The 25183-nt window shown below is 37.7% G+C and carries 13 protein-coding genes and 1 pseudogene; 10 read left to right on the top strand and 4 right to left on the bottom strand.

Features of this window, described 5'->3' with window-relative positions; all coding sequences use genetic code 11:
• The first annotated feature begins 7 nt into the window (after positions 1-7).
• From HMPREF9010_RS21980 to HMPREF9010_RS22010, 7 genes are all read left to right on the top strand, one after another.
• A complete protein-coding gene (locus HMPREF9010_RS21980) occupies positions 8-970 on the top strand; it encodes a polysaccharide deacetylase family protein (RefSeq protein WP_004302675.1) in 963 nt (320 codons plus the stop codon).
• 125 nt (positions 971-1095) lie between these two features.
• Complete coding sequence (locus tag HMPREF9010_RS21985; protein ID WP_008646719.1) at positions 1096-4236, top strand: SusC/RagA family TonB-linked outer membrane protein; 3141 nt, start codon at positions 1096-1098, stop codon at positions 4234-4236.
• A gap of 14 nt (positions 4237-4250) precedes the next feature.
• Positions 4251-5870 (top strand): RagB/SusD family nutrient uptake outer membrane protein, encoded by a 1620-nt coding sequence (locus HMPREF9010_RS21990; RefSeq protein WP_008646718.1) that lies wholly within the window; start codon positions 4251-4253, stop codon positions 5868-5870.
• A gap of 30 nt (positions 5871-5900) precedes the next feature.
• Positions 5901-8864: a glycoside hydrolase family 2 protein gene (locus tag HMPREF9010_RS21995; protein ID WP_004302672.1), complete on the top strand. Its 2964-nt coding sequence runs from the start codon at positions 5901-5903 to the stop codon at positions 8862-8864.
• Positions 8865-8986: 122 nt separating this feature from the next.
• The gene (locus tag HMPREF9010_RS22000) at positions 8987-10909 is read left to right on the top strand and encodes a hypothetical protein (RefSeq protein ID WP_008646717.1); all 1923 of its coding nucleotides are present in this window, start codon (positions 8987-8989) and stop codon (positions 10907-10909) included.
• Between the two features lies 1 nt (position 10910).
• Complete coding sequence (locus HMPREF9010_RS22005) at positions 10911-13877, top strand: glycoside hydrolase family 2 protein (protein ID WP_008646715.1); 2967 nt, start codon at positions 10911-10913, stop codon at positions 13875-13877.
• 16 nt (positions 13878-13893) lie between these two features.
• Positions 13894-14694 (top strand): sialate O-acetylesterase, encoded by an 801-nt coding sequence (locus HMPREF9010_RS22010; protein ID WP_004302669.1) that lies wholly within the window; start codon positions 13894-13896, stop codon positions 14692-14694.
• A 110-nt stretch (positions 14695-14804) separates the two neighbouring features.
• Here HMPREF9010_RS22010 and HMPREF9010_RS22015 read toward each other — a convergent pair whose 3' ends face one another.
• The 3 genes from HMPREF9010_RS22015 to HMPREF9010_RS22025 are packed head-to-tail and all read right to left on the bottom strand — an operon-like array spanning position 14805 to position 18217.
• Positions 14805-15581, bottom strand: a complete 777-nt coding sequence (locus HMPREF9010_RS22015) for a hypothetical protein (RefSeq protein ID WP_004302668.1) — start codon at positions 15579-15581, stop codon at positions 14805-14807.
• A 22-nt stretch (positions 15582-15603) separates the two neighbouring features.
• The gene (locus HMPREF9010_RS22020; RefSeq protein WP_008646714.1) at positions 15604-17190 is read right to left on the bottom strand and encodes a fimbrillin family protein; all 1587 of its coding nucleotides are present in this window, start codon (positions 17188-17190) and stop codon (positions 15604-15606) included.
• 52 nt (positions 17191-17242) lie between these two features.
• On the bottom strand, positions 17243-18217 hold the full coding sequence (locus tag HMPREF9010_RS22025) for a fimbrillin family protein (protein WP_008646713.1): 975 nt from the start codon (positions 18215-18217) through the stop codon (positions 17243-17245).
• 361 nt (positions 18218-18578) lie between these two features.
• Between HMPREF9010_RS22025 and HMPREF9010_RS22030 the strand changes: the two genes are divergently transcribed.
• Entirely contained in the window at positions 18579-22769 is a 4191-nt protein-coding gene (locus HMPREF9010_RS22030) for a two-component regulator propeller domain-containing protein (protein ID WP_008646712.1), read from the top strand.
• Here the strand turns inward: HMPREF9010_RS22030 and HMPREF9010_RS26005 are convergent.
• Positions 22759-22842, bottom strand: a pseudogene (locus HMPREF9010_RS26005) (tRNA-dihydrouridine synthase); the annotation flags it as partial. The gene HMPREF9010_RS22030 and the pseudogene HMPREF9010_RS26005 sit on opposite strands and share 11 nt — an antisense overlap.
• A gap of 195 nt (positions 22843-23037) precedes the next feature.
• Here HMPREF9010_RS26005 and HMPREF9010_RS22035 point away from each other — a divergent pair.
• The gene (locus HMPREF9010_RS22035) at positions 23038-23259 is read left to right on the top strand and encodes a DUF4248 domain-containing protein (protein ID WP_004302664.1); all 222 of its coding nucleotides are present in this window, start codon (positions 23038-23040) and stop codon (positions 23257-23259) included.
• Between the two features lie 1162 nt (positions 23260-24421).
• Positions 24422-24919, top strand: coding sequence for an HU family DNA-binding protein (locus HMPREF9010_RS22040; protein WP_004302663.1), 498 nt, complete (start codon positions 24422-24424; stop codon positions 24917-24919).
• The last annotated feature ends 264 nt before the right edge of the window (positions 24920-25183 follow it).

The raw sequence follows: 25183 nt of genomic DNA, 5'->3' as shown, positions 1-25183 counted from the left end.
AAAAGTCATGAAAATATTCTTTTTCCTTATTTTAAACCTTATCATTTGTTCTAATTCTGCATTCGCTGCAAATAGGGAGGTTTATGTAGCCAAATATAAGCATGATAAAATATGTGCTATTAGTTATACATTTGATGATGGGTTGGCAGAACATTATACAATCGTTTTTCCAGAATTGGAAAAACGGGGTTTTAAAGGAACTTTTTGGATATGCGGCTATTATACGGAACAGGGAATGGATGCAAAGGTTCCTCGAATGACTTGGATGCAATTGAAGGAAATGGCAAATAAAGGACATGAGATTTCCAATCATAGTTGGTCACATAAGAAAATGTCACGTTTGCCCTTAGCTCGTATTAAAGATGAGATAGAGAAAAATGATAGTGCAATTTTTGCTAACATTGGTATTATGCCTGTTACCTATTGTTATCCATATAATTATAAGCCAGATACGATTTCTCAGATAGCTTCTGAAAATAGGGTGGCAACACGTGTGAAACAATTTTCGATAGGTGGAAGTAAGGCAAGTCCTCAACGGTTTGCAAAATGGTTGGAAGACTTAATAAAAAACAAGGATTGGGGAGTAACCATGACCCATGGCATTAATTACGGATATGATGCTTTCAAGTCACCTGAATTATTTTGGGAACATTTGGACGAAGTGAAAAATATGGAGGATAAAATTTGGATAAGTACTTTTCGGCAAATCGCTTCTTATATAAAGGAGAGGAAAGAAATACAACTGAAAGTATCAGATAAAAAAGATGTGCTGGTTATTACTCCAAAATTGAAGCTAAATAAGGAACTTTTTGCGGAACCATTAACAATGATAGTCAGAAAGGAAGGAGTAAAAGGAGTAGTTGTTACCCAAAATAAAAAACGACTATCAGCAAATATCTTGGGGGATAAAATTATTTTTGATTTTAATCCTTATGATGGTTTAATAAAGGTGCGTTTAATTGAAAAATAGGATTCTGTACCATCTATTTGTACTGGATTGCATAATTAAAATATGTTCCTGTACTACATTTGCAATATGAAAATCACAAAATTGAATGTTTAAATTAAGTTTTTACTAATATGAAAATGAAATGTATGAAAAGCACAGAGTACGGCATTAGTTGTTTAAGTAGAGGAACTTTGTTTCTCTTTCTGCTAACTGTCTTTGTTTTGCAATCAGTTACGTTACTGGCTCAAAATGATCGTACTATCAGGGGTACAGTAATTGATGAAAATGAGGAACCTGTTATTGGTGCAACGGTTGTTGCTATCGGTACCAACCGTTCTACTATTACAAATCTGGACGGTGCTTTTGAATTAAATCTTCCATCTACAGTTAAAACTCTGGAAATTTCTTTTTTAGGATATAATAAAGCAAAGGTCCAGTTGAAAGCACAATCAACTTATAAAGTTCAATTGACAGAATCATTGGTTCAATTAGATGAGGTAGTAGCTATAGGGTATGGTTCTGCCAAGAGAGGTAATCTGACAGGTTCTGTGTCCAAAGTGGATGCTTCGAAAATTGAAAATCGTCCGGCGCCGAATATTGCTTCTGCATTGCAAGGTATGCTTTCAGGGGTGGAAATCCGTTCAACAAGTGGAGCGCCTGGAGAAGAGCTTGAGATTCGTGTACGGGGAGCAGCATCGATTAATGCTGATGCGGTACCTTTATATGTATTGGATGGGATTCCGGTAGATAATCTGGGGAGCATTAATCCGAACGATATTGAGTCGATTGAGGTGTTAAAAGATGCTTCTTCTTCTGCTATCTATGGTTCACGTGGTGCAAATGGCGTTATTTTGATAACGACGAAAACTGCATCGAAGTCTGATAAAGTACGTGTTGATTTTTCTGCATCTTATGGTATTCAGCAATTGGAGAGAAGGGTAGATGTTTTGAGTCCGGAAGAATGGATTGATTTTCGTACTGCATATAATAATTATAGATATGTAGAGAAATATGCTGCAAAAGGAGCTACTGCTAATGATGATTGGGAAACTCGTTTAGCTATGAATGGTGGTAAGATTAGTTATTATTACATGAATGACCCTCGTTGGTCACAGCCTAATTATGGTGGTTTGGCATTGATAGACTGGCAGGATGAGTTTTTTCGTTTGGCTCCTATACAGAATTACCAACTATCTGTATCTAATGGTAATAAGAATAGCAAATACCGTCTTTCGTTGGGATATATTGATCAGCAAGGTGTTGCTATTGAAACAAGCTATAAACGTTTGAATCTACGTGCAAATGTAGAGTCTCGTTTGTTTGATCGTATCACAATGGGATTTAATATTGCTCCGACTATGACTTGGAATGAAGGAGGGAGCATTGAAGGAAAAGATCAACAGGCGCAGAAAGTTTTGTCTATGTGTCCTATAGCTGAGCCGGAAGCAGGGGTATATGAGGGTGCAGAGCCTTATGATAGTTATTTGTGGGCTAGTTCCAATGTGAGTCCAATAGCTTTTATGGAGCAGAATGTTAATCATCGGGAAAATATTAATGTAAACTCTTCTGCTTATTTGAAAATTGATTTATTGAAAGGGTTAAAATTGGAAGCAACCGGCTCTTATATTTTTTCAAGTCAGCATAGACGTATCTTTACTCCAAGCTCAGTTCTGAAGAAATGGGAAGTGGGTGAAGGATATCATACAAGTGCAAATCGTTCTGATACACGTTCCCATAAATATTTGTTCCAAACGATATTGAATTATAACAGAACTTTTCGCAAGCATACGGTAGGCTTGATGGCTGGTTACTCTATGGAGTCTTCTTCTGGGGCATCAAGTAGTTTGTCTGCAAAGCAATTTGCGGATAACTCTTTAGAAGTTTTTACTTTGAATGATCAGGCGATTACCGGAGCATCTGCTACTTTAACGACTCCTAGCCGTTTACTTTCTTATTTCGGACGTTTTCAGTATGAATACGATAATCGCTATCTATTGACAGCGAGTATTCGCCGGGATGGTTCTTCGCGTTTTGGCAGGGAGAATAGATGGGGTACTTTTCCTGCTGTATCAGCAGCTTACCGTGTCTCGAATGAGAAATTCTGGCCTAAAGATTTTGTGATGAATCAATTAAAGGTGCGTGCAAGCTGGGGACTGAATGGTAATAATTCCATCTCTAATGGTGCTGCATTAGGATTGATGGAAAGTGCAAATTACTCATTGGGAAGTTTGGTTAATGGCTTTGCGCCAAGTTCTATTGACAACGAAAAACTGGGTTGGGAAAAGACACATAGCTGGAATATTGGTATAGACCTAGGATTCTTTAATAACCGTATTGTGCTGGCTGCCGACTATTATGATAAAACGACCAAAGATCTTTTGTATAAAGTTTCTGTTCCTGCCATTATGGGATTCACCAAAGCTTGGGGAAATATTGGTAGTATAGGAAATAGAGGTTTTGAATTGGAACTGACAACTCAGAACTTGACAGGGAAGCTGAATTGGAGTACATCCTTAAACGTTTCTTATAATAAAAACGAGGTAAAGAGTCTGGGAGAAGATAATACTACTGTATTTATTGGTTATAGTGATTCTAATACTCAGGTATTTATGGTAGGTCAGCCATTGAGAGCTTATTATATGTATGATGCTGTCGGAGTTTATCAGACTAAAGAAGATTTGAAGAAATATCCTACCATGACAAACTCACAGGTGGGAGACGTGAGATATCGCGATGCTAATGATGATGGAGTTATTAATGACCAGGATCGTACATTAGTAGGTAAACCGTCACCTGATTATACTTTTGGTTTCACAAACTCGTTCAGATATAAAGATTTTGATTTGTCTATTCTGCTTACGGCTCAAACCGGTGGTAAACTTTACAGTGTGTTAGGCCGAGCTATGGACCGTCCAGGTATGGGAGCTTCTATTAATGTATTAGCTAAATGGAAGAATATGTGGAGATCGGAAGAAGAACCGGGAGATGGAAAAACTCCAGGTATTGATAATAAAAATACAAGTTCGTTATATGACTCACGGTGGTTATATAGTACAGACTTTATAAAGATAAAAAATATTACTCTTGGTTATCGTATTCCCGTTAAAAGGTTTAAATATCTTAGCAGTGCCCGTTTGTATATGTCGGCAGAGAATGTTTGGATGTGGGATAAATATGACGGGGGATTCTCTCCGGAATCTAATAATGGTGGTAAAACTGCAGATTATGATTATGGAGCTTATCCTCAGCCAAGAACGATTACTTTGGGAGTTAATGTTACATTTTAATAAAACGGAAAATTATGGAATTGTATAAATACATATTAGGTGGAGCTTTATGTTTAGGATCGCTCTTTTCATCATGTAGTGATTGGTTGGAAGTAGAACCAGTAGACACTCGTACAACAAACTATTATTATAAGACACCCAAAGAGATGGAACAAGCGTTAATGGGGATTTATAATGGATTACTTCCTGTGTCGGAATATTCGTTATTAATGTCGGAACTTCGCTCTGATAATGTTTGGTGTGGTGAATATACCGGAGCCCAACGGGATTATTTGGCTATTAGTACCTATGATCCTAATTTGGCTATTACTTCCACTATAAGTGGAGCATGGGAAGAATTATACCGGATTGTATATCGTACCAATGTATTTCTGTCAAAAGTTGATGGAGTAACATTTATCATAGAAGGAACAAAAGAACAGATGATAGGGGAAGCGCGTTTTTTAAGAGCGTTGGCCTATTTTGATTTGGTACGCTATTTTGGACGCATACCTTTGACTCTATCTCCTTTGACTATTACCGAGGCTATGTCTGTTCCACAATCAGAAGCGCATGAAATTTATGAAAAAGCCATAATACCCGATTTAGAATATGCTATAACTAGTTTAAATGATGCTCCTACTGATTATTTGGGAAAGGCAACTTCCACAGGACGCGCTACTTTGCAAGCTGCACAGTCTTTACTTGGCAAGGTTTATTTAACTATGGCAGGTTATCCTTTATATGATGAAAGTAAAAAAGAATTAGCAAAAGACTTATTTGAGAAAGTGATAGATTACGCTGACGCAAAAAAGAAATTTTGGGCGAAAAATGCTGATGAGTGGAAGAGGATATGGATTAGTGACAATGATAATAAATATCATATATTTGAGATTCAATATATCGCAGCTAAAGATTATGGTAATCCGATGGCAGGTATATGTACTCCTAAACTTCCCTCCCAATATACCGCAGTACAATTGGCAGGATGGAGCATGGGATGTGCAGATGGTTTGAAAGAACTTCTGGGGGAAGAGAAAGATGCAGAAGGACATTACTTGGATGTACGTTGTCTGGCAACTATTGATACAACGAAATTTGTCAATAAAGACAACCCAAACCAAATTACTAGATATTCGGGCGATGATTTCTTTATTAAATTTATGGAACATAAGATTAAGAGACAGGAACTGGGATATTCCGATATTGATGGGCAAATAATAGATCGTACTTATTTCCCTATTAATTATCCATTAATTCGGTTGGAAGATGTCATGTTAATGTATGCGGAGATTGTGGGGCCTACGGATAGGGGGATAGATATGGTAGATAGGATTCGTACTCGTGCCGGCTTGAGTGAATTAAGTGATGCGGAGAAAGTACCGGATAAATTCCAGAAGTGTATAGAAAAAGAACGTCGTAAGGAATTGGCTTTTGAGGGTATTCGCTGGCATGATCTTGTCCGTCATAATAATTTGCAAGCCGTGAAAGACAAGTTTATGCATTATGCTACTAATTCAGAAGGTAATATCACTCGCCCTCTAGTTGCTCAATATGCTGATCGTGTAAAAGAAGGTACTTATCTTTATCCGATTCCTGATACACAGATGAAAGTGAAAGAAGGATTATATGAACAGAATGAGGCTTATAAGTGATTAAAATATAATTGTTAATTTAGAATTAGTATGAAGAATAAATTTCTTATATTATTGTATATCTTTACTTTTACATTTGCCATTAAAGGGTATACAACGGAATGTGGAAAATATAGTTTTAATAACGACTGGCTTTTAAAAGTAGGCGATATTCCTGATGCACAGAAAAGTCAGTTTAAAGATGATGATTGGAGCAAGGTAACACTTCCGAGAGCTTTTAATGAGGATGAAGCATTCAAAGTTTCGATAGAGCAACTGACCGATACGGTTATGTGGTATCGTAAACATTTTAAGATTGAAAATCGAGGCAATCGGAAAGTGTTTATTGAGTTTGAAGGAATACGTCAGGCTGGTGATTTTTATTTGAACGGACATCGTTTGGGAAAGCATGAGAATGGTGTAATGGCAGTAGGTTTTGATTTAACTCCTTATATGAAAGACGGAGATAACGTGCTAGCTGTACGTATTGATAATAATTGGCAATATCGTGAGGTGGCAACAAAAGCCAAATTTCAGTGGAATGATCGTAATTTTAATGCTAATTATGGCGGTATCCCCAAAAATGTTTATTTGTATGTAAAAGATAGCGTTTATCAAACTCTTCCATTATATAGTCACTTGAAAACAACAGGAGTATATGTTTATGCGACTGATATAAATATAAAAGACCGTAAAGCTAAGATTCATGCGGAATCCGAGGTAAAGAATGATAGTCGTGAAGTTCGTCGGTTTAGTTATCAGGTGACATTAATTGATGCAGACGGTAAAATTGTAAAATCCTTTAGAGGTTCTGATATAACATTAAAAGCTGGAGAAACAAGAATAGTTAAAGCTGCCGCCGAAGTCGGAGATTTACATTTCTGGAGTTGGGGATACGGTTATCTTTACATGGTGAAGACTGCACTTGTAAATGCTCAGAAACAAATCTTTGATGAAGTAACAACGCGTACAGGTTTTCGTAAAACTAGATTTGGAGAAGGAAAGATCTGGTTGAATGATCGTGTCATACAAATGAAAGGGTATGCTCAACGTACTAGTAATGAATGGCCTTCGGTAGGAATGTCTGTTCCGGCATGGCTTAGTGACTATTCAAATGATCTGATGGTAAGAAGTAATGCTAATTTTGTTCGTTGGATGCATGTTACACCATGGAAACAAGATGTAGAATCATGTGACCGTGTTGGCCTTATTCAAGCCATGCCTGCTGGAGACTCAGAAAAAGATAGGGAAGGTCGCCAATGGGAGCAACGTACGGAGTTGATGCGTGATGCGATCATTTATAATCGCAATAACCCGAGTATTTTGTTCTATGAATGCGGTAATAACTCGATTAGCCGAGATCACATGCTAGATATGAAAGCTATTCGGGATAAATATGACCCGTTTGGTGGTCGTGCTATTGGTTCCCGTGAGATGTTAGACATTCGTGAAGCTGAATGGGGAGGAGAAATGCTGTATATCAATAAGAGTAAACATCATCCGATGTGGGCTACGGAATATTGTCGTGATGAAGGACTGAGAAAATATTGGGATGAATATAGTTATCCGTTTCATAAAGAGGGAGATGGTCCTTTGCATCGCAATCAACCAGCTACCAGTTATAATCATAATCAAGATGAGTTTGCAGTTGAATTAATTCGTCGTTGGTATGATTATTGGCGTGAACGTCCCGGAACGGGGGAACGAGTTAGTTCCGGTGGAGCAAAAATTATTTTTTCTGATAGCAATACCCATCATCGTGGTTCGGAAAATTATCGTCGTAGTGGTGTGACTGACCCGATGCGCATTGAGAAAGATGGCTTTTTTGCTCATCAAGTGATGTGGAATGGTTGGGTAGATACAGAAAACCACCAAACTCATATAATTGGTCATTGGAATTATCCGCTAGATACAGTGAAACCTGTGTATGTAGTATCTACAGGAGAAGAAGTGGAATTGTTTCTTAATGGGGAGTCTTTAGGTAAAGGCAATCGTGATTATAATTTCTTATTTACTTTTGATAAAGTTGCATTTAAACCGGGCAAATTAGAAGCTGTAAGCTATGATAAAAAAGGAAAAGAATTGAGTCGTTGTACTTTGGCAACTGCGGGTGAACCTGCGAATTTGAAATTGACAGTTATACAGAATCCCGATGGTTTCCAGGCAGATGGAGCTGACATGGCTTTAATTCAAGTGGAAGTTGTAGATAGAGAAGGAAAGCGCTGTCCACTGGACAATCGAATCATTAAGTTTGATTTGAAAGGGGAAGCTGAATGGCGTGGTGGCATTGCACAAGGTGAAAATAATTATATTCTTAGTAAGAATTTACCAGTTGAATGTGGTATAAATCGTGTCTTTGTCCGTAGTACTACAAAAGCAGGAAAAATAATATTAACTGCGAAAGCTAAGGGACTTCCCGATGCTTCTGTTTTATTGGAAACAATCCCTGTTACTATAAAAGATGGTTTGGGAACTTATTTACCTCAATATACATTGAAAGGGAGATTTGATAAAGGTGAAACACCTCGAACTCCATCTTATAAAGATACAAAAAAAGAAGTACGCATTGTTTCTGCCAAAGCGGGTGCTAATACACAAGATGTAGAAAAGAGTTATGATGATAATGAACTGAGTGAATGGGGTAATGATGGTGCGTTATCAACTGCTTGGATTACTTATAAACTTGAACGTGTAGCAGAGATTAATGATATCTGTTTGAAATTACGGGGATGGCGTAGAAATAGTTATCCGTTGGAGGTGTATGCAGGGAAAACGTTGATTTGGAAAGGAAATACGGATAAAAGTTTGGGTTATATTCATTTGGAAACTATTCCGGTACGTACAGATGAAATAACAATCTCTTTAAAAGGTAGTGCTACAGAAAGTGATGCATTTGGTGAAATAGTGGAAGTGGCAGCTACAGTGACCAATAAAATGGAACTACAAGATAACAAACAGAAGGGAAAACGCTATCTTAAGATTATAGAGGTTGAATTTCTTGAGAATGTGAAATGATATCTTGCTTAAATTGTAATAAGATTGATTAGACTAGTAAATGGTGTCGTTTTAATGAGAATTGAAACGGTGCCATTTTTTTAAGGAAGGAAGTTGTAATTTGTTAACTTAAATAGCGAGAAATGAAGATATATATACTTTTTGTGTTTGTAGGTCTATGTATGGTTACATCTTGTACAGATGATGAGATAATTGTTAATGAATCGCCAGTTTCGGAAATACCTGATTATTCTCCGGTAACTAATATGGCTTCTCCTTTGAAACGGATGTTATGGGCATCTATTAATAGTCGTCCGGATGCTTCGTTGAAGAAGTTTAGAGAATTTAATGACAAGATATTAGTTAGTTGGCGTATGTTTCCTATTGATGATGCTTCTACAGCATTTGATTTGTATCGTACCAGTGGTAATACTATGGAAATAAAGTTGAACTCAGAACCAATAAAGAACTCTACTAATTATCAGGATGTAGAGGCAGATCGTACTGTTGATAATACATATAGATTATGCTATGCCAATAGTAATGAAACATTGGATACTTATACAATTACGGCTCGGCAGGCTAGTGAAGGACTACCATATTTATCAATTCCATTGCAGAGTACAGTAAATGTGAGCCCTCTGCTTCTATATGAAGCTAATGATGCTAGTGTCGGTGATCTGGATGGAGATGGAATTTATGAAATTGTTTTAAAGAGACTGGTGCATACTTCGACAACAGATGGAGGTGAAGGTAGTACAACGAGCGAGGTCAGACATACGACCTTATTTGAAGCTTATAAGTTGAATGGGGAATTTATGTGGAGAATAGCTTCAGGTCCTAATATTCCTATGGGGAACTCGGCCTCGTTTGCAGTCTATGATTTTGATGGAGACGGAAAATGCGAGATTGCTCTTCGTACTTCCGAAGGGACGATATTTGGTGATGGAACGGAAATTGGGGATATTGATGGAGATGGAAAGACTGATTATCGGGTTCCTGGAGAAAATTACATTCATGGTGGGCCGGAATTTCTTTCTGTCATAGAGGGAGCTACAGGGAAAGAATTGGCTCGTACAAATTATATTTCTTTAGGGACAAGTGAGGATTGGGGAGACAATTATTATAAACGTTCCAGCAGTTATCGGGTTGGTTTGGGAAATTTTTCAGGGACAAATACTTCGATTTTGATTTGTAGAGGAGTTTATGATAAAATGGTTTTGGAGGCATGGGATTTTGGGAGTGGAAAATTGACGAAACGATGGAGATTTGATACCACGGATGGTATTCATGGTTCATATGCGGGACAAGGGAATCATAGTTTGAGTGTGGGTGATGTAGATGGTGACCGATTAGATGAGGTTGTATATGGTGCTTGTACTATTGATCATGATGGAAAAGGATTGAACAATTCAGGTTTTGGTCATGGAGACGCATTACATTTGGGTAAATTCGATCCGTCGAGACCGGGGTTACAGATTTGGTCTTGCTTTGAGACGGGAGCAGTCGGGGCGGCTTTCCGAGATGCTCACACAGGAGAAGTAATATGGAAATACGATGATTCTTCGGATATAGGACGTGCATTAGTTGCTGATATAGATCCGGAGTCTCCAGGTTGCGAAATGTGGTGGTTCAGGAGTAATGTATATTCATGTACTGGAGTAGACTTGGGTTATAAGTCACAATCCTGCAATATGGCGATTTGGTGGTCTGGTTCTTTGAACAGGCAACTTTTGAATGAAAGTGCAATTGACGCGCCTGTGAAGAATGCTTCTAATGACAGGATGTTTACTATTTATCGATATGATGTGACAACTGTTAATGGTACCAAATCCAATCCATGTTTCTATGGTGATATCACCGGAGATTGGCGTGAAGAGGTTATTATGATTACCAAGGATGGCACAGAACTGCGCATTTTTAGTACATGGTATCCTACTGAATATAAGTTTCCTTATTTGATGAGTGATCATGTCTATGAGATGAGTGCTGTCAATCAGAATATAGGTTATAATCAACCTACACAATTAGGATACTATCTTGGATCAGATTTGATAAAAAAATAAGATGATGAAGCGAATTTTAGTAATAACATTTATTCTATGCGTTTTCAGCCTGTCAGAGGGGTGTGCGGCAGGACGTGAAAAATATAATTTCAATAGTGACTGGCTATTGAAGATAGGTGATGTTCCCAATGCACAAGCTGTTGGTTTTGAGGATAGTGATTGGAATATGGTGACTCTTCCAAGAGCTTTTAATGAAAATGAGTCTTTTAAAGTTGCCATTGACCAACTGACTGATACAATAGTATGGTATCGTAAGCACTTTAAAGTTGCAGTTTTAGATGCTCGTAAGGTTTTTGTTGAGTTTGAAGGAGTTCGTCAGGGAGCTGATTTTTATTTGAATGGATATCATTTGGGCAAGCATGAAAATGGAGTTATGGCGGTGGGATTTGATTTAACTCCTTATATGAAAAATGGTGATAATGTTATGGCTGTACGTGTAGATAATGACTGGAGCTATAAGGAAGTAAGTACAAATACAAAATTTCAATGGCATGATAACCGTTTCAATTGTAACTATGGCGGCATTCCTAAAAATGTTTTTTTGCATGTGACGAATGATGTATATCAGACTTTGCCACTATATAATAATTTGAAAACAACTGGACTTTATGTCTATGCAACAGATTTTGATATTAAAAACCGGAAGGCTAAAATTCATGTGGAATCGGAAGTGAAGAATGACAGTCATAAATCACGGAAATTTAGTTTCTTGGTAACTTTAGTAGATGCAGATGGAAAAAATGTCAAAGTATTCAAGGGGCCTGATGTGTGCTTGAAATCAAAAGAGGTAAAGATTATAAAAGCGGAGGCTGAAGTGAATAATCTTCATTTCTGGAGTTGGGGATATGGTTATTTATATACGGTAAAAACAAAGTTGGTAAATGCAGATAATGAGGTTGTTGATGAAGTGAATACTCGAACAGGTTTTCGAAAAACAAAATTTGGCGAAGGTAAAGTCTGGCTGAATGACCGTGTGATTCATTTAAAAGGCTATGCACAGCGTACAACTAATGAGTGGCCGGGAGTTGGAATGTCTGTTCCTGCATGGTTGAGTGATTATTCTAATGATTTAGTCGTGAAAAGTAACGCTAATCTCGTGCGTTGGATGCATGTTACTCCGTGGAAACAGGATGTGGAGTCGTGTGATCGTGTCGGATTAATACAAGCAATGCCAGCAGGTGATCAGGAGCGGGATTCCAAGGGACGTCAATGGGAACAACGTACAGAACTGATGCGTGATGCAATTATTTATAATCGTAATAATCCGAGTATTTTGTTTTATGAATGTGGAAATAAGGGGATTAAGCGTGAACATATGTTGGAAATGAAAGCAATACGTGATAAATATGATCCTTATGGTGGACGTGCTATTGGTTCTCGTGAGATGCTTGATATTCGTGAAGCAGAATATGGTGGTGAAATGCTTTATGTTAATAAGAGTAGGCATCATCCGATGTGGTCAATGGAATATTGTCGAGATGAAGGATTAAGGAAATATTGGGATGATTATAGTTATCCGTATCATAAGGAAGGTGACGGTCCTTTACACCGTGGAGGATCTGCCAAGAGCTATAATCATAATCAGGATATGTTTGCGGTTGAATTAGTCCGTCGCTGGTATGATTATTGGCGTGAGCGTCCAGGGACTGGATTGAGAATCAATGCTGGAGGAACTAAGATTATTTTCTCTGATAGTAATACACACTTTCGTGGAGCAGAAAATTATCGTCGTAGTGGTGTGACTGATGCTATGCGTATAGAGAAAGACGGGTTCTTTGCGCATCAGGTGATGTGGAATGGTTGGGTAGATATAGAATCTGAACAGACTTATATAATTGGTCACTGGAATTATCCGGAAAATACGGTGAAACCTGTATATGTAGTATCTACCGGGGAAAAAGTGGAATTATTTTTGAACGACCGGCTATTAGGTGAAGGAGAACGTGAGTATGATTTTTTGTTTACTTTTGATAAAGTGGCATTTAAACCGGGTAAACTGGAGGCTGTCAGTTATAATAAGGCTGGAAAAGAATTGAGCCGCTATGTCTTGACTACTGTTGGTGAGCCTACAAATATAAGATTGACAGCTATACAAAATCCGGAAGGTTTTCATGCCGATGGAGCAGATATGGCACTTATTCAATTCGAGGTAGTAGATAAGGATGGAAAACGTTGTCCATTGGATAATCGGATTGTCAAATTTGATTTGAAAGGTGAAGCTGAATGGCGCGGTGGTATTGCGCAGGGTGAGGATAATTATATCCTTAGTAAGGACTTACCTGTAGAATGTGGAGTAAATCGTGTTCTTATCCGTAGTACAACGAAAGCCGGGAAATTGATACTTACAGCAAAAGCGAAAGGCCTTCCTGAGGCTTCTATAACCTTAGAAACTATTCCGGTGGAAAAAGTTGATGGGGTAAGTAACTATTTGCCACAAATGACATTGAAAGGACGATTAGATAAAGGTGAAACGCCATTATCCTCTTCATATAGAGATAAAAAAGTTAATATAGGCATTGTTTCGGCTAAAGCAGGTGCTAATAGCCAGAATGTAGCGAAAAGTTATGATGATGATGAACTTAGTGAATGGACTAATGATGGGCAGCTTAGTACGGCTTGGATTACTTACCAGCTTGAACGTGAGGCGAATATTGATGATGTCTGTTTGAAGTTAAGAGGGTGGCGTAAGAATAGTTATCCGTTAGAGGTATATGCAGGAAATACCCTCGTTTGGAGTGGAAAGACAGAACGAAATTTGGGATATATACATTTGAAAACAATGCCGATGCGTACGGATAATATAACTATCCGTTTGAAGGGATCTGTTAGTGTGAAAGATGCTTTCGGAGAAATTGTTGAGGTAGAAGATAAAGCATCAAATACACGCGTACAGGAAAAGGCGGATGAAGAACGTTATTTACCAATTATTGAGGTTGAATTTTTGGAAAATAGTAAGTTGAATTTTTAAAAGATAGAATAATAAAATGAGAAAAAATGTAATCACCCTTTTTGTAGGGATATTGTTACTGGGAATACCTATGGTATATGCAGGCAAGCCTGTGAAGAATATGGATTTGTATCTTTGTATTGGACAATCTAACATGGCCGGACGAGGAAAACTTTCTCCGGCGGTGATGGATACGATGCAGAATGTTTATTTATTAAATGCCGAAGACCAGTTTGAGCTAGCAGTAAATCCTTTAAATCGTTATTCTACTATCGGAAGGGGACTTACCGGTGAATATTTGGGACCTGTATATAGTTTTGCTAAAGCAATGGCTTCTAAAAAACATCCGGTAGGCTTGATAGTAAATGCTCGTGGCGGTACTTCCATCCGCTCTTGGTTGAAGAGCACAGAAAAAACAGGTGGGCTCTATTATAATGAAGCTTTACGCCGAACTAAGGAAGCAATGAAATATGGCAAACTGAAAGCTATTATTTGGCATCAGGGAGAGGCAGATTGTCAGTATCCTGAAGGATATAAAAAGAAAATAATAAAGCTAATGACGGATCTTCGTAATGATTTGGGAATACCTGATTTACCTGTCATTGTAGGACAATTGGCAGAATGGAACTGGACAAAGAAGCCTTATATACCTGAAGGAACGAAACCATTTAACGATATGATTAAGGATATTTCTTCTTTTCTTCCAAATAGCGCCTGTGTTTCGTCCGAGGGGCTAAAGCCACTGAAGAATGAGAAAGATCCTCATTTTGATGCAGACAGCCAAATAATACTAGGCAGACGTTATGCAGAAGCCGCAAAAAGATTATTAAAAAAATGATGAATTAGAAAGATTTGTGCAAAAAGCTCTCCCTTGTTTATCTGGAAATAAATGTATATCTAGCAAATAAGGGAGAGCTTATGATGGAAATAGTGTTTTAATATTATGTATTATTTAGTAGTAATATCGGTCCAGCGGCCGGCGAAACGAATATTTCCAATATTTCCTTGATATGTGTGGTTATTTCTGATAGATATTGCTTTTAATCCTGCTTTTAATGCACCTTCTTCTCCTTTAGCCATGGCATCAGATTGGGCCTCTTCTCCTTTTAGAGACGGATTTACGAATAATTCTACTCGATTATTAGTGTAGTCTACTTTTAATACGAGTAAATGGGTTTTCTTGAAATCGTATTCATTGGGAACTTCCGTACGATTCTTACCTAGTCCAACTGTGAATTTTAACTTGCCATTTTCATTACGATGTGCATATATGTTTCCGCGTGCACTACCGCCTACATGGTTAGCGATTAATGCTAAAAATTCACTAGGTTTTTTAGTTCCTAATTTTGAGAAGTTGACAAGGCAAGCAAGGTAATAACTACCTTGCCGATATGTTTTGCCGGATGATGTCATAGAATACACACTGGAACGTGTCCCTTTTATCCCATCCTCAAATCCGAATTGTATGGATGGACCACCTTCCTGATATTCGGGGTAACTTAGTTCTTTTCCAATTATGGGACTTGATGTTGTTGCTGCTTTGGGATCTTTAGTATAGGCAGCACACCAAGTATTTTCTTGAATCATTGCTTTAGGCTCAATATATGCCGATTTCTCTAACTTGTCTCCGGTTTTATATCCATCAAGAAGATTGTTTTTGATAATCTGTGCATTGCCTGTCAGACTAAGGGTGATTAATGAGATAATTAAAATAATCTTTTTCATAATGCTATTGATATTTTAAGTGTTAAAATGCTAGTGCGAAGCGGTAGTATGAATTTGTTTTTAGATTGAGGGCAAGATAATTCTTTTCTCGATGTCCTTCCTCATTAAGTCCGGTATATACCCATATTGTTGACTCACTACGTAGTGTGGATGTCCAATAACCACTTCCGGAAGTTAATCGCTCCCATGAAGAATCCTGCCATAGCGTTTCTCCATCGGCTTTGGTTAAGCTGCTTGAGATAGTGGTATTTTGCTCTTGTATGATAAGTAGCTCTTTGACTGATGGAACATACCAACCGGTCGTGAATGATGGAGCCTGGACTGAATAGCTGGAAAGTTTCTCTTTTACAACAGAGTTGATATCTGCTCCAACAACAGCGATGTCTGAATTTAACCATGCTTTGGTATCTTGGTAGCCAGTATTTGAAAACTCTTCTTCATTTGGAATTTTTTGCCCGTTGACTGAACTTGTACCGACTGGTGCAGGAAGAATGTCTGTATACCATGTCTTATTGCTAACACTGGATACGGTTCCCCATCTTTGTCCGGTTCCTTCGTTACGTTTTAATGCGTATACCAGTGCGTGCGTACATTCAGGATAGTCTTTTCTTATAGCTTCAGTGGTCCCTATTTGATAAATGACCCCAATGATTTTGGTTTTATCTTCTGATTCTAAATCTTGATCTGCTTTAATTAAAGTGCCATCTGCACAATAGAAATCTCCAATCTTCAGTTCGTGCTGTATTTTCTTTGTTCCACCATCAACAGTGTATGGTGCGTATGTTCCTTTTTCTATTCCTGTAATTGCGATTTCGTACTGCTTGTTCTCGCTTGAAATGAAAGTGCCATTTATTTTATAAGTAGTTGTAGGGTTTATCAATAAGCGATATTTATCTGTGCTTGGTTCATAATATGGTTGCACTTCTATATTCTCACTTTCTCCTTTGGTTAGCTTGAATGTTGGATTAGCAGCAGGAATGTTGTATGGAGCTATTGTTGTTCCTTGGTTTGTAAATTCATATGTGGTGGACGGTAACTGAATAACTACCATTGCCATTTGATGTTCTAATGTTAGATTGAGTGAGTAATTCTTACCGGATAGTTCAGCTTCTGCAGAGCCTGTCATCAAGTCATATTGGGTATATTCACTTCCACTCATATTAGCACCTATCTTCCAGTTACTTATGATTTCTGCAAAAGGGTTTTCAATGGATGCTTTAAAAGAATTGCTAACTTCCTCTTTATAAGGATAATATGCATAATAAGTGGCTCCTTCCAGTTCGCTGCTATAAAATAAAGAGCCATTTGCAGGTATCCATACATCGTGAGTCTTGTTGTAAATTAGGCATACATTATTAATTGAGCCTGCAATTTCTCCATTTTTAACGGCGAACAAACCTATCTGATCTTCGTTTTCGAATGTTGTTTTATATGTTTCATCTGTTGTTGCACGGGTTTTGCTACTATTATATATAGCTTTATCTGTGATATTAATTAGAATCTTATTTTTATCATTGTTTGAAAGAGTAATGTTCTCGTCTTGTGAACATGCCGCTATAAGTAAAGAGCATGCAAGTGCTATCGTATATACAAATATATTTCGTTTCATATCTTCTTGTTTTTTATATTTATTAGAAATGAGGGAAAATATTTCCTTATTTTTATTTTTCGGTTGATTGCGATTTTATATCTTGTGTCTCACCTGAGTTATTCCAATAGGAAGAATCAAAAGCGGTATCTGTTTCAGGAGCATCAGTTGTAGAGTTGATATTTCCTCCATTACCAGGTTGCCAATCTGTGATGCCACTTTCTGTGATGGTAATACTAGGATTTTCTCCTTCTCCTCCCAGAGTAACCGTGTATAGGTGTCTTCTATTGCTTTCTAATGTTATATTATCTATTGTTTTCTCATAAAAAACCCCATCGGCTACCACTTCTATTGTAGTTTGTACTACTTCTTGAGGTAATAAAATTAATGTCGAAGTTGTTGATGTATTGTCATTCACTAGTACACTTACATCTTCGCTTTCTGTTCCTAAAGAGGTTGTGCCATTTGAGGTGTTGAAGAATCCCTTTGTGATAAATCCTTTTAAAGTGTAAGAAACATTTTCGGGTTTACTCTCATCTTTATTTTTGAAGATCAAGCTAAGTTGGCTCAGTTGATGTGTAAATTGAAAATTGATCAGAGGATTACTTCGGGTAGTAGTGGCTTCGGCAAACAACCAATCGATATTGAGTTGATTAGTTGCGGTTTGATTTTCACTTTTGGTGTCTACTGTAACAAGCCCTCCTGCTGTACCGTTGATACCGGTGTAAGGGTGATATGCAGTCAGTGAGACTTTACCATTTCCTTTGATATAAATATCATTATGGTCACCTACAGCAGTAAAAAGTTGTTCGTTTTCTCCGGAGCATTGATATAAGATATTAGTGCTTCCTGTATCCCCTCCGGTAACGGATACACCTATACATTCTCCCTGACCCCACATGGAGCCGTGGTAGCGTGTTTGAGGACTGCTTATACTTCCCCAGATTTCAGCTTTTGCACCAGGGGTATCTGGTCCACCATATTCATTGCTGTTGCATCCGGTGAGAACCAGTATTCCTAGTACTACTGTTAAATACATGTTTTTCATAAACGTTACTGTTTTATATATAAATAATGTGGTTGTTATATATTCCCTGTTTATTTATAGGTCTCTCTGACTTTGTATAGAGCAAAGGTATGCGATTTGCTTATAATGTACCTTGACGGCTGTACATTTCCATGTACCCCAGTTCAAACATGCATAAAATGCCATATTCTTAGGGATTTTGTGCAGGATTTTTCGATATTATCGTTTATATTTGCGTTATTCTTTAAATCAAAACACCATGTGGAGTGCCCGTATAATCCTAATTCTTTTGCTTTTTTGCAGTCGAGTAGCTGCTTTTGATGTTTTAAATATCAGTACTATCACAGATCGCAACGGTTTGTCACAGAATACAATTAGATGTATGATGCAGGACAGTCATGGGTTTATGTGGATGGGAACAATTAATGGCTTGAATCGTTATAACGGAAAGGATTTTGTTGTGATACAGCCGGGAATTGCCACCTCTCAATCATCACCGGATAGTAGAATTCGCAGTATTACCGAAGATAAACATGGCTATATTTGGATACGTACTTTCTCAAATACTCTTTTCTGCTATGATATGAAATTGGAAAAAATTGTTGATTATGATCCGCAGAATACTACTAAGATTTTTAGCCAAATAATGGTTACTTCTAATGGTGATGTGTGGATGTGGGGAGATAAAGGATGTTGTCGTGTGAGCCACATAGATGGAGAACTGGTTTCTTGGAGACCGACAGAGAAGAAATTGCGGGATAAGTCGGTGACATTTATCTTTGAAGATTCGGATCGTAGAGTTTGGATAGGAGCTGATAAAGAATTGTTCATGGTAGCTCATGATAAGGTGAATACAATGTTGGAGGGAACAACATTTTGGGGCGCACAGGAATTAGATGATTTGTATTTTATAGCTGGAGATCGTATTCTGATTTTTGATAATTTGCGGAAATATTTCTTGCCTGCTATTTTATTTGTTCCTACACAAACGGAACCTGCGAGACATGCCCGCTCATGTGTGTTAAATGACGGATTGGTTATGATTGCTACAAATGAACGTATGTTTGTATTTGATACTATTAATAAAACATGGGTTTCCCCAGAAAGATTCTTTCAGGGGACAAGTCCGCGTAATGCGAACTTCTATATTGATAATAAGGGGCACATTTGGGTATATAATATGTCGGGAGTGCTATGGAGACATCATACTGATAATACGTTTGAGCCTTTGACATTGATTCCTGCTGATGTCCTTTCATTAATAAATCAGGAACGTTTCCAGATATATCATGACTCAAGGGATATTATCTGGATAACTACATTTGGTAATGGCCTATTTGCTGTTGATGAGAATACGGGAAAAAAATACCATTATACTGCCGATAAAGATTTATCCACTAATTACTTACTCTGTATAACTGAGGATACTTCTGGAGAAGTTTGGGTAGGTACAGAGTTGGGAGGAGTGAATAAGATCTCTTTAACCAATTATCCTTTTGATATATTTTATCCAACTCCTGGTGGTAATGCTGATAGGGATAATGCTGTTCGTTTAATTTATCAGGATGTAGAGGGAAGATATTGGTTTGGTACGCGTGATGGAAATTTGCAAGTTTGTGATTCTACTTTACATCAGTTATATAAGCATCGTATTACAGGTGGTTTACCCTTTACAATTGCTGAAGATACTCTTGGTTATAAATGGTTGGGAACAAAAGGAGGGGGATTATTAATTCTATCTCCTCAAGGAGACAGGATAATAAAAGAATATACGCTGAATGATCAGACCAGGCAATCATCTTCGAGCAATAATATCTTTACCATAATGCGCGATAGTAAAAATCGTATGTGGCTAGCAACTTTTGGTGGGGGGCTGCATCTTGCGGAAGGTTCCCGGGAACAGTTGAGGTTCAAGCAATTCAGTTTTGATAATAGACATCAGAATATGATGCGTTCTATTATTCAAGATAAGACAGGGATTGTATGGATAGGAACCAATGATGGAGTTATTGTTTTTGATCCGGATGGATTGATAGAGGATCAACAGAATTTTAAGGTTTTGCATTTGTATGCTGAAGATCAACAATCTTTGGGGCACAATGAGGTTAAGGTTGTCTTTGAAGATAGTAAAGGGCGTATTTGGTTAGGAGCTACCGGAGGAGGACTTAATTTGTTAGTGAAAGGGGAATCATTAGAACAATCTACTTTTGAACATTATGGGGCAGATGACGGTTTATCCAATGAAACGATTCAAGCTATTTTGGAAGATGAAGAAGGGTTTATTTGGGTAAGTACGGAGAGTGGTATCTCGAAATTTAATTTAAATACTAAGCGTTTTGAGAATTTTATATTCTCAAACAACCGCCATGCTTCTATATTTAATGAGCTGTCTTGTTGGAAAAAAAAGAATGGAGAATTGATGTTTGGCAGTTATAACGGAGTATATACATTTAATCCATCCGGTATTACATTTGATACATATGCTCCAAAAGTGGCAATTACCGGTTTCTTGATTAATGGAAATCCTGTGACACCGGAAAGCCTGGATTCTCCTTTGACTGAGAGTATTATCAATACCCGGAAGGTGGTTCTGGCATATAATCAGAATTCCTTTAATTTGGAATGTACGATGCTGAACTTCCATGCTCCCGAGCTTAATCAATATATTTATTATTTAGACGGATATGAGTCTAATTGGAATAGATCATCACGTAATAATGTAGCTGCATATAGAAATGTTCCTCCAGGAAAGTATCTTTTCAAAGTGAAAGGATGCAATAGTTTCGGAGTTTGGAGTGATCAGGAAACAACTTTGGAGATTATAATTCTTCCACCTTGGTGGGAGTCTACTGAAGCTATTCTTTTGTATATTGTCCTTGGGATAATCATCATTTATTTCACATCGAGGCTTGTTCTCAAGATGCATCGTCTGAATATGGCAGTGGAGGTCGAGAAACAATTGACCGAGTATAAATTGCGTTTTTTTACGAATATATCCCATGAGTTTCGTACTCCGTTGACGATTATTCGTGGGGCGATTGAGGATTTGGTTAATCAAAGAGATCTGCCTTCTTCTGTAAGTAAACAGTTGAGTCTGCTTTCAAAAAGCTCGGGGCGCTTGCTCCGATTGGTAGATCAGTTATTGGAATTTCGTCGTTTACAGAATAATAAGATGGAACTAAAACTTGAGCGAACAGATACGAAACGCTTCTTTTATGATATTTATCTGACGTTTAAGGATATGGCTGCCAGGAAGCAAATAGAATACCTGTTTGAATCTAATAAACCTGTACAGACTATGCTACTTGATAGGAGTAAAATGGATAAGATTGCTTATAATCTTTTGTCCAATGCTTTTAAGAATACTCCAGTAGGGGGTAAGATTGTGATGAAACTTGACTTTTCAGTGGTAAATGACACCTTTACGATGAGTGTTTCGGATAATGGTCCGGGAGTGTCTGTTGATAAGCAAAAAATGTTGTTCGTACGTTTTGAACAGATTCATTATGCATCGGAGGGAACTGGTGTCGGATTACATTTGACCGCGGAATTGGCTAAGGTACATAAAGGACAGGTAACTTATGTGGATTCGCTGTTGGGAGGTGCTTGCTTCTCACTTACTATCCCGATGTCGGATGAAAATTATGACCCTGCCGACATTATAGAGACTATAAAGGAAGATAAAGAAATTGCGATGACGGAACTGACTACTGATATATCTATTTCAGAGGAACGTGCGGCAGAAATTCTAGGAACATCGGTAAATAAACCTTTTAAAGAATATAAAGTGATGGTGATTGATGATGACGATGATGTCCGTAACCTTATTGAAGCTCAACTTGGGAAGTATTTTACTGTGTCGACGGCTTCTAACGGAGTAGAGGGACTTGAAAAGTTAATAGGGGAACAGCCGGATATTGTGGTTTGTGATGTGATGATGCCAGAGATGGATGGGCTGGAATTTACAAAGCGTTTAAAGGCCAATTTCAACATTAGTCATATTCCTGTAATCTTATTAACGGCTTATTCATCTGAGGAACATCAGTTGAAAGGTATTCAAGCCGGAGCGGATTCTTATATAACGAAGCCTTTTAGTATGAAATATTTATTGGCTCGTATTGTGAAATTGGTTGAACAACGTGAGAAATTACAACGAAAATTTGCTACTGAGCCGGGTACGTTACAGCCGCTGATAAGTGCCACTGACAGGGATAAAGCGTTTTTGGATAAAGTAAATGCCATCGTAGAGAAGAATATGGGTGATGCTGAGTTCAAACTTGAATCGTATACTTCGGCATTGAATATCGGACGTACTACGTTTTATAACAAGCTAAGAGGCATCGTAGGTTGCTCTCCTAATGAGTACGTGCGAGTACTTAGAATGAAGAAGGCTGCAGAACTGTTGCTAACGACCGAAATGAATGTATCAGAAATTGGTTTTCAGGTAGGTATTAATGACCCCTTTTATTTTAGTAAGTGTTTCAAGAATTCATTTAGTAAATCTCCTTCTCAATACAGGAAAAGTGCAGGGAAGGTTGATACCGAGGAAAATATGAACGGAGAACTTTCTTGAATATCCATGGACGACCGAAGCTGGCACGGCCAATCATCACTGCATCTACTCCATAGCAGTCAAAACACTCTTTGTAGCTGGAGACAGATTAGTATCCTCAGGCATTATAGGTGAATCTTTATTAGTAAGGATATGATACACAGTGGCTTATGTGTGGCGTTCATTTATTAATGAACGCCTGTAGTCTCTTAGGACTTGACAAAGGCTTTTTTATGTTGTATATTTGTAGATGTGAAACATAAAACAACGAATAAAAAACTAAAAACGAATGAAACGATTCTTATCTTTTGCCGTACTCGCTGTGATGTACTTCCCCGGATGTACAACTAGTAAAAATGCAGTGCGTTGTCTGAGCCGATGGATTAAAGACTGCAACCCGTTGGTCAAAGAACTTATACCAACAGGGTACTTGCCGTATAATCATCGGTATCTGACTGCAAAACAGTATAAGATTATAACAAAACATCTAGGAGATCCTTATGAGGATTAGGGTATAAGTAACCCACCAATGAGCTTGAGGCTGCAAACTTCTAGGAGTTTTGCAGCCTTTTTTGTTGTATATATTCGATTGCTTTCTATGGAAAAGGGAAGTTAGAGTTTATAATAAACTCGGATACCGTTTATAATAAACGGTGCAAGAATTTATTAGAAACGTTGACGGGGATTTAATATAAAAGATCAGCTTTTTTCTGTGTAAGGGGATGTTTCTGACTTGAATTTTGTTTTGTTACACATGTGAAGTGGTAAAATAATGTTATATAAATAATATGTACTTTCTTAGTTGGTACACTTTATCGGGCTGATGCAAATCTAATACGGGAAAGTGCGTATTGTGGAATATAGTATTCAATTTGTGTATTGATAAGATGATAAATAGTGAATAACATGATATTTAAACTAAAATGTATAACAAACTGTTTGTTTGGAAACGATAGGCGGCAGGCACTTAGGCACTTCTAATAGAAGGTGCCCGGTGGATAGGTAAATCCACTCTTGTGGAAGAGTTCACAAAGAATGAATACCGAAGCTATCTTCTGATGGATTTCAATAAGGTAAGTGACTCGGTTGGGACTCTCGCTGAATGAAGACAGGACTTATGTGAAGTACTATATGGGTGATACCGGGCTACTTATCCTAAAATGTAAAACTTTTCCAATAGAGGTAAAATCGAATGACAAGTATACCATTTGTTCGCTTATCAGGTTCAACGAGAGTTTTTATCAGCGCATAGGAGAAATGCTATGTGATTCATCCTAGGAACCTATGCGTAAAGGAAGGGATAGTGTGTCTGCCTATATGGCCTCCTGTTTGTGATACACTTCAAAAACACAAATTAACTCCTGTGGAATAGAAAATAAACCGGATGAATCTGTTCTGCAAATGCGGACTGAAACAGGAGTCCCATCCGTTGGCAGGTTCAGTATCTTGTTGAACGCTGATTTACAGAAAAAATAATTAATTCATATAGAACGCTGTCTAATAGATGTTTATGCCTAAGTAATTGTAAGTTTCAGGTTGTTAAAAGGAGACATAAAAGGGACAAAAGGGGACTGAGCGGTATCTGCCCTGTTATATCTTTGCAGAGTCATTCAAACAAAGAGAATGACAAACAGATAACCTTTATTTTTTTAACCATTTAAACTTTAACAATTATGGCTTTAGAGTATGTAGTAACAAAACGTGTGTTCGGTTTTGACAAGGACAAAAACGAAAAGTATGTAGCAAAATCGGTTCGTTCCGGTAAGGTGAATTTTGCAAAGATGTGTCGCAAGGTGAGTCAGCTTTGTGGTGTCCATCGTAAGGTGGTTGATTTGGTGGTCAGCGGTCTGGTAGATAAAATGGCCGAGGATATTGACGATGGAAAGAGCGTTCAGTTGGGTGAGTTCGGTATTTTCAGTCCTACTATCCGTGCCAAGAGTGCGGATGATGAGAAAGATGTTTCGTCCAAGTCGATCGTTCAAAGAAAAATTATTTTTTATCCGGGAAAAATCTTTAAGGATACGTTGGAAGATATGAGTATTACCCGTCGTGTGGAGATTGAAACGGATTATACGGATGGAAGTAGTAACGGTGGTAATAATGGCGGTAATCCTGATTCCGGTGATGATGGTAAGGGAGATAACGGGGAAGCACCGGATCCGGCTGCATAATTTAGTTAGTTTTGTCTTAAAAGTGTCTTTAGAGTAGTAGTGATGCACAGAGAATCGATTTATGATCGGTGATCTGTGCATCTTTTATTGTATATATGTCAGTAAAACATTTCTTAAAAAAATAAATGCGAACATAAAACAATTTGATTTGTTATTTATAACAAATGGATCTATATGGAGATGATCTTCTTACATTATGATGTAAAACATCTCTTTAGTTCTATTTTTTAAGGTGATTATTTGACTATATGTCAGTTTAAACCT

The sequence above is a fragment of the Bacteroides sp. 3_1_23 genome (assembly GCF_000162555.1).
In the GTDB taxonomy this organism is placed as follows: domain Bacteria; phylum Bacteroidota; class Bacteroidia; order Bacteroidales; family Bacteroidaceae; genus Bacteroides; species Bacteroides ovatus.
The sequence above is the reverse complement of the archived record's forward strand: the minus strand, read 5'-3'. Positions and strand labels throughout refer to the sequence as shown.

Excerpts from the sequence above, each read along its gene's own strand:
- HMPREF9010_RS21980 (WP_004302675.1), top strand. The coding sequence starts at position 8 with ATGAAAATATTCTTTTTCCTTATTTTAAACCTTATCATTTGTTCTAAT.
- HMPREF9010_RS21985 (WP_008646719.1), top strand. The coding sequence starts at position 1,096 with ATGAAAAGCACAGAGTACGGCATTAGTTGTTTAAGTAGAGGAACTTTG.
- HMPREF9010_RS21990 (WP_008646718.1), top strand. The coding sequence starts at position 4,251 with ATGGAATTGTATAAATACATATTAGGTGGAGCTTTATGTTTAGGATCG.
- HMPREF9010_RS21995 (WP_004302672.1), top strand. The coding sequence starts at position 5,901 with ATGAAGAATAAATTTCTTATATTATTGTATATCTTTACTTTTACATTT.
- HMPREF9010_RS22000 (WP_008646717.1), top strand. The coding sequence starts at position 8,987 with ATGAAGATATATATACTTTTTGTGTTTGTAGGTCTATGTATGGTTACA.
- HMPREF9010_RS22005 (WP_008646715.1), top strand. The coding sequence starts at position 10,911 with ATGATGAAGCGAATTTTAGTAATAACATTTATTCTATGCGTTTTCAGC.
- HMPREF9010_RS22010 (WP_004302669.1), top strand. The coding sequence starts at position 13,894 with ATGAGAAAAAATGTAATCACCCTTTTTGTAGGGATATTGTTACTGGGA.
- HMPREF9010_RS22015 (WP_004302668.1), bottom strand. The coding sequence starts at position 15,581 with ATGAAAAAGATTATTTTAATTATCTCATTAATCACCCTTAGTCTGACA.
- HMPREF9010_RS22020 (WP_008646714.1), bottom strand. The coding sequence starts at position 17,190 with ATGAAACGAAATATATTTGTATATACGATAGCACTTGCATGCTCTTTA.
- HMPREF9010_RS22025 (WP_008646713.1), bottom strand. The coding sequence starts at position 18,217 with ATGAAAAACATGTATTTAACAGTAGTACTAGGAATACTGGTTCTCACC.
- HMPREF9010_RS22030 (WP_008646712.1), top strand. The coding sequence starts at position 18,579 with ATGATGCAGGACAGTCATGGGTTTATGTGGATGGGAACAATTAATGGC.
- HMPREF9010_RS22035 (WP_004302664.1), top strand. The coding sequence starts at position 23,038 with ATGAAACGATTCTTATCTTTTGCCGTACTCGCTGTGATGTACTTCCCC.
- HMPREF9010_RS22040 (WP_004302663.1), top strand. The coding sequence starts at position 24,422 with ATGGCTTTAGAGTATGTAGTAACAAAACGTGTGTTCGGTTTTGACAAG.